Genomic DNA, 6,849 nt, shown 5'->3' with positions numbered 1-6,849 from the left:
CTCTCAGGTTTTTCGCGTCCCACTACGGATATGGCTCATGTGGATGAGATGACAGATGTGGAATTGTGAAGGGGTTATTGAAAAAACTCTCCGATTATTTATCTTCCCAAGTCTCAACCCGCGCCTTACGGTTCAAAATCCCTTTCTCCCATATCATTAAATGCACCTTAAATTCAATCGAATCCTGCGCTGTCGTAAAGGGTTCTTCACGTAGCAGTTCGGAGCGGATGCCGCGCTTTTCAAGCTCTTCCTGTCTTTTTTGGGCAAGAAGTTCGAGCGCTAGGTGACGGGTCTGCTGGGCTTTTCCGAAGGTGCGGGACGGGTAGGCGGAAGAGGCTTTTTGAAGCTTCCGGGTCAGGAGATCGACTGTCTTGGCATGGGCGTTCCGGTGCAGGAGGCGGGCAATCTGACGGGCGCGGCGCTTGGTGGGGTGCTGCTCATAGTCTTTCAGGCGATGTAGCAGTTTTGGATCACCGGCTTCGATGGCGATGGATTGGAAGACGCGCGAAGCGTCTTCGGAGAGATGCCAGGGATTTTCACGGATGACGCGGTATTTTTCCGGGACCGACGGGTAGCAGCAGACGTTTAGTGGGGGAAATTCCGCGAGGGAGGCAAGCTCCCGCTCGTTTGCGTTGCAGGAGTTTTCCCCCAGATAGTCGAGTTTGTCGCGCAGGATGGCGATGCGGTATTCGAGCTGGCGGAGGTATTCGTAGCCTTTCATCCAGAAGTGCCCGAGCTGACTGTAGTCATAGTAGTGATTTTCGAGAGTCAGATCTTCGAAAAAGAGTGTGACAACCGAGTCTCCCTGATGGACGATCAGGGCGTAGCGTTCGTTTTCATCCTGGGTTAAGAGGGCATCGAGTTCGCCCTCGTATGCCGGATCGTAGGTACCGGTCAGGCGGGCGTTGTGGAAGAGAAGGAAACTTTCGACTGCATCATTCATCAGGTAAACCAGGCGGATCGTGTCGGGAGCAGAAGTGCCGGTTTCCGGGAGAATAAGTTCGAACTGGTTTTCGGATAATAGTAATTCTAACATGGAAAAGGGATCCATTTTATAAAACTCCTTAATGTATAAAAATCAAAATGTTTTCCGACACAGGCAGAAAAACGGAGCCAGTGACTATCGTATTCTCAATACAGGAAAACATAGAACAATCATGGTAATTATAAGAGAAATAAGAAGAGGATGCAAGAGAAGAGCAATGCTGCTGCCGGATTGTACAAAATTTTCAGCTCAGAAAAATTTTTCCAGTGAATCGTAACATTTTTTATGTTTCACAAAAAAAGATAGTAAAACCGCGCGATTCGTGTTAATATAAGAAAGCATAAGAATAATCGCGGTGTTTTTGCAGCGGCGGTGAAAACCGCAAAGCTGCGTAAGAGACTGCAAGTATGAATAGAAAGGAAAATTTATCATGGAAATCACAAAAGCAACCACGATGGGCGAGATGCTTCAGTATGATATGGGTATTGCATATGTTCTGATGGAGGCAGGCATGCACTGTGTTGGCTGTCCGTCTTCGATCGGTGAGTCTCTGGAGGAGGCCTGCATGGTACATGGTCTGAACGCAGACGAGGTTATGGCAAACATCCAGGAGTACCTGAATGCAAAGAAGGAGTCTGAGAAGGCTGAATAATCGCAACCTAGATGCTCGGTTAAATTTCGGATAAAAAGACGCTGTGCAAGAAGTAATGAGGCTTCTGCATAGCGTCTTTTTCGTTGTTTTATAGGAAAGAACGCCTCATAAAGTAACAGTGAAAAATGTTCGGATGAGGGTGCGGACATTTTCTTGGACTATCTAAGTGACCAATCCAAGTCTATGTCTGTACTCTATAGGACTCAAATATCCTAAGTAAAAGTTACTTAAAAAATTTGCTTTACGAATTGAAAGACCGAGTGAATGGTCGGAATTTGGATAAGGAAGAATAGTAGAATAAAAATTCTTCAAATGTTAAATAAATTCGACCAAAAAATGATAGAAAAATATGAAATAAAACACAGGCAGCTTCGACGGATATCGTCTAGGCTGCCTGTGTCTATTAGGGGCTGAAGTCCTATTTTGTACGTTTTGTGCAAAAATTCTAAAATATATATAGAAACAGAATGCACAGAGAAAGAGCAAATTCTTATGCCTTAATCTTCTTTTCCTCCAGATTCCGGTAATACTCCTTCACCATATCGATAAAATCCTTCGCGTGTGGTGAAATAATGCTGTTCTTCTTATATAAAAGCAGCAGCGGCACGCTGAAAGGTGGATTGTCTACGGTGAAGAATGCAAGCTGCTCCACGTGGGCAGTGTGGCGGATTCCGCCTTCCGGGAGGAAGGTGATGCCGAATCCTCTTGCCGCCAGGTTGACCGAAGTCGTACTGCTGGTGGTGTATAGGGCATCCTTTGGTTCCATATTCATCTTGGCAAAGAGGTTTTTCATGGCGTGTCCCATGACCTGATCCTCCTGCAGCAGGATGAAGCGTTCCCGGCGCAGCTTTTTCATGTCGATTGGAAGCGGATGGTCCGGAGTGCCTGCTTCCAGACCGCGGATAGCCGGATGGTCCTTGCTGGCTACCAAAAGGAGGCGCTCATTGAAGACGGTGTCATAGACGAAATCATCCAGGTTGAGCGGCATATTCATCAGGGCGAAATCGATCTGATCCTCCTGTAACAGCTTGGAAAGCTGGGCAGTGTGGTGTTCACGTAAGGTGATGCGGACATCCGGGTGGCTTTCAGAGTAGCTTGGCAGGATATCCGGCAGCAGGACGGATCCGCGCCACAGCGTCATGCCGACATTCAGAGTACGGCTGCGTCCCGTTTTCAGCTCGCCGAGCTGTTCCTCAAACTGCCCGGTCAGGACTCCGACACTTTCCAGATAACGCATATAGATTTTTCCTGCCTCAGTTAGTTTGAGCGGCATATGGCTGCGATCGAAGAGCTTGACGCCTAATTCCTTTTCGGTTCGTGCGATACACTGGCTTAAATATGGTTGCGACAGATATAATTTTTCAGCCGCTTTGGAAATGCTTCCCTCGCGGACGGTGGTAATAAAATACTCCGGGTTTTTAATATACATTTTTCTGCCTCCATTTGGCTTAATTAGCCTTTGCTTTATAGGACTATTTTTAAATACTTATATTATTGTAAAAAAACAATATTTATATTCTCGTTCCGGGGATGGCATTTCAAGTTGATGCGTGTTATATTATAGCCAACAGGAAAAAACAAGAGTTTTCACTTAGAAGTATCCTAATAATATATAATAATATTACAATAGCGATATGTCAAGTGAAGAACCGACCTGATTCTATACCAAACCCTTTTATGTATAAGTATTGACAGGTATCCGTTACCAGTTTATTTCTTTTTATTTATGTAAACCCTATTGCATCAACCCTCCATGTGCGGTCAGAAGCCAATGACAGCACCACAGCAGTTATCCGAAGATTCCCTCTTGGAGGATAACATGCGTTTCCACGGAATTGCTGCCGATTGGGTAACGGATTTCAAGGCAGAAGTGGAGCAAAGATTTAATAAAAAACCGTTTAGTCAGGAGTTGACCCCTCCTAGCTGGACGGTTTTTTATTGTCTGGATAAGTAAGGTGGAATAGCTTGAGCACATTATATACCCCATTTTTAACTAGGTTTTTTCAAAAACCCGCTCATTCTTGCTTGTATTTTTTCAATTTTCCTATATAATAATAAAGAACGTAGATGAAGCTTTTACCTTTATTGCTACAAACTATGTACGCAGCAAATGTTTACAGGTGGGGAGTTCCTGCCGTGAGATTCCGTGTGATACAATCACAATAAAGGCAGGCGTGCATACACTAAGAAGAAAGGCGGATTTATTAGTTATGAAACAGTTGATTTATCTGGACAATGCGGCGACAACCAAAACGCGTCCGGAAGTAGTGGAGGCAATGCTCCCGTATTTTACGGAGTATTACGGCAACCCGTCTTCCGTTTATGAATTTTCGGCAGAGCCGAAGAGAGCGATTGCACAGGCTCGCGAGACGATCGCGAAAGCGCTGGGCGCAAAGTCCAACGAGATTTACTTTACCTACGGCGGCACGGAGTCTGATAACTGGGCGCTGATTTCCACAGCAGAGGCATATCAGGCAAAGGGCAAGCACATTATCACGACCAAGATTGAGCACCATGCGATTCTGCACACCTGTGAGTACCTGGAGCAGAGAGGCTTTGAGGTTACTTATCTGGATGTAGATGAGTTCGGTGTTGTTAAATTAGACGAGCTGGAGAAGGCGATCCGTCCGGACACCATCCTCATCTCTGTTATGTTTGCAAACAATGAGATCGGTACGATTGAGCCGATCAAGGAAATTGGTGAGATTGCGAAGAAACACGGCATTTTATTCCACACCGATGCGGTACAGGCATTTTGTCATGTTCCGATCAATGTAGATGAGTGCCATATCGATATGCTCAGTTCCAGCGCCCACAAGTTAAATGGACCGAAGGGAACCGGCTTCCTTTATATCCGTACCGGATTAAAGACACGTTCCTTCATCCACGGCGGCGCACAGGAGCGTAAACGCCGCGGCGGTACCGAGAATACGGCTGGTATCGTAGGATTCGGCAAGGCAGTTGAGATTGCGATGGCGACGATGGAAGAGCGCACAGCAAAAGAAAAAGCGATGCGTGACCACCTGATCGAGCGTGTATTAAAAGAAATTCCATTTGCACGCCTCAACGGACATCCGTCCCAGAGACTTTCCAACAATGCAAACTTTGCATTCCAGTTTATCGAGGGTGAATCCATGCTGATCATGCTTGACATGGAAGGCATCTGTGGTTCCAGCGGTTCTGCATGTACCTCCGGATCCCTGGATCCGTCCCATGTACTTCTGGCGATCGGACTGCCGCATGAGATTGCACACGGTTCCCTGCGTCTGACCCTGTCAGCCGAGACAACCATGGAGCAGATTGATTTCACGGTAGACTGTTTAAAGAAGATTGTAGAACGTCTTCGTTCTATGTCTCCGCTGTATGAGGATTACATTAAGAAACATCCGCAGCAGTAAGATTTAGACATTTTAAGCAAAATGAACATCCACAGTGAATGAAGATATAGAGAGGAAACACCCGATGTATTCAGAGAAAGTAATGGATCATTTCCAGCATCCGAGAAATGTAGGCGAGATTGAAAATGCCAGCGGTATGGGTACCGTCGGCAACGCAAAATGCGGTGATATTATGCGTATTTACCTGGATATCGATGACAACCAGATCATCCAGGATGTAAAATTTAAAACATTTGGCTGCGGTGCAGCCGTTGCGACCAGCAGCATGGCGACCGAGATGGTAAAAGGAAAAACTATCCAGGAAGCGATGGAAGTTACCAACAAAGCCGTTATGGAGGCACTGGACGGACTTCCGCCAGTTAAGGTACACTGTTCTCTGCTCGCAGAGGAGGCAATTCACGCTGCTCTCTGGGATTATGCTCAGAAGAATGGCATTGAGATCAAAGGACTCGTAAAACCGAAGACGGATATCGGCGAGGAAGACGTCGAAGAAGAGTATTGATGAAAAAGAAAAAAGTAGTAGTCGGCATGTCAGGAGGAGTTGACTCCTCCGTGGCTGCCTGGCTTTTAAAAGAGCAAGGATACGATGTGATCGGCGTCACAATGCAGATCTGGCAGGATGAGACGAATGTAGAGCAGGAAGAGCACGGCGGCTGCTGTGGTCTGAGCGCTGTCGATGATGCCAGACGGGTTGCGGAACGGCTTGAGATCCCGTATTACGTGATGAACTTCAAAAAAGAGTTCAAAGAAAATGTCATGGATTACTTTGTACAGGAATATCTGGACGGACACACACCGAATCCATGTATTGCCTGTAACCGATATGTAAAATGGGAGTCCCTTTTGCAGAGAAGTCTGGAAATTGGGGCTGATTATATTGCAACGGGACATTATGCGCGCGTGAGAAAGCTGCCGAATGGCCGCTATGCGATCTGCAAGTCTGCGACGGCGGCGAAGGATCAGACCTACGCGCTTTATAACCTGACCCAGCATCAGCTTGCACACACTTTGATGCCGGTCGGCGAATATACGAAAGACAAGATTCGAGAGATGGCGGAGGAGATTGGACTTCCGGTGGCACACAAGCCGGACAGCCAGGAGATCTGTTTCGTGCCGGACAACGATTATGCAAAATTTATCGAGGAAAATAGTGATTGCCGGATTGACGAAGGCAATTTTGTAGATAAGTACGGCAATATTTTAGGTCGTCATAAAGGAATTACCCATTATACAGTGGGACAGAGAAAGGGCTTAAATCTGGCACTCGGTCATCCGGTGTTCGTGACGGAGATCCGTCCGGAGACGAACGAGGTTGTGATCGGGGAAAATGAGGACGTCTTTTCCAACCGCCTGACCTGCCGGAACCTCAACTGGATGGCGATTGAGGATCTGGGCGATCAGGAGATGCGCGTCAGTGCAAAGATTCGTTACAGCCACAAAGGGGCATCCTGTACGATCCGCAAGATTGGCGAAGATCGGGTGGAATGCGTATTTGATGAGCCGCAGAGAGCGGCGACGCCGGGACAGGCAGTCGTTTTTTATGACGGCGAATATGTCGTAGGCGGCGGTACGATCGAATAATTTAGAAATGAAAGAAGATTTTAATTGGGCAGAAATCTCTGTCGGCATCAAAGTTGTGCTGCGATGCGATTGATTGGAAACAGTGAATGCGCGGATCATGGAGAGGTTAGAATCTTCTGTAAGATTGGAGTTTTTTATAAATGGCAAGAGGAGAAAGCAGAAAAAGAAAGCCAGGCACACCGGATTACCGGAAACGTTTCTGGGCGGCGGTGACCGCGATTGTGGTCGCGGCG

The 6,849-nt window shown here is 46.8% G+C and carries 6 protein-coding genes; 4 read left to right on the top strand and 2 right to left on the bottom strand.

Translation table 11 applies throughout. The annotated features are described in order from the left end of the window. Positions 1 to 94 precede the first annotated feature (94 nt). A complete protein-coding gene (locus QVO97_RS02055) occupies positions 95 to 1,051 on the bottom strand; it encodes a DUF3878 family protein (protein WP_022358757.1) in 957 nt (318 codons plus the stop codon). A gap of 364 nt (positions 1,052 to 1,415) precedes the next feature. Here QVO97_RS02055 and QVO97_RS02050 point away from each other — a divergent pair, with 364 nt between their 5' ends. Beyond that, positions 1,416 to 1,637, top strand: a complete 222-nt coding sequence (locus QVO97_RS02050) for a DUF1858 domain-containing protein (RefSeq protein ID WP_022358756.1) — start codon at positions 1,416 to 1,418, stop codon at positions 1,635 to 1,637. Positions 1,638 to 2,127: 490 nt separating this feature from the next. Here QVO97_RS02050 and QVO97_RS02045 read toward each other — a convergent pair whose 3' ends face one another. Beyond that, a complete protein-coding gene (locus QVO97_RS02045) occupies positions 2,128 to 3,066 on the bottom strand; it encodes a LysR family transcriptional regulator (protein ID WP_022358755.1) in 939 nt (312 codons plus the stop codon). Between the two features lie 781 nt (positions 3,067 to 3,847). On the opposite strand from QVO97_RS02045, the gene nifS reads away from it, so the two are divergent. The 3 genes from nifS to mnmA all read left to right on the top strand — a co-directional run bounded on the left by nifS (position 3,848) and on the right by mnmA (position 6,616). Next, positions 3,848 to 5,035, top strand: coding sequence for a cysteine desulfurase NifS (gene nifS, locus QVO97_RS02040; protein ID WP_022358754.1), 1,188 nt, complete (start codon positions 3,848 to 3,850; stop codon positions 5,033 to 5,035). Between the two features lie 64 nt (positions 5,036 to 5,099). After that, positions 5,100 to 5,537 carry a Fe-S cluster assembly scaffold protein NifU gene (nifU, locus tag QVO97_RS02035; protein WP_022358753.1) on the top strand — a complete coding sequence of 146 codons (438 nt, stop codon included), beginning with the start codon at positions 5,100 to 5,102 and terminating at the stop codon, positions 5,535 to 5,537. Next, positions 5,537 to 6,616 carry a tRNA 2-thiouridine(34) synthase MnmA gene (gene mnmA, locus QVO97_RS02030; RefSeq protein WP_022358752.1) on the top strand — a complete coding sequence of 360 codons (1,080 nt, stop codon included), beginning with the start codon at positions 5,537 to 5,539 and terminating at the stop codon, positions 6,614 to 6,616. Before nifU ends, mnmA begins: the two co-directional genes overlap by 1 nt. The last annotated feature ends 233 nt before the right edge of the window (positions 6,617 to 6,849 follow it).

The sequence above is a fragment of the Clostridium sp. CAG:43 genome (assembly GCF_000434655.1).
GTDB lineage: Bacteria > Bacillota > Clostridia > Lachnospirales > Lachnospiraceae > Otoolea > Otoolea fessa.
This window is presented reverse-complemented; position numbering and strand designations above follow the sequence as displayed.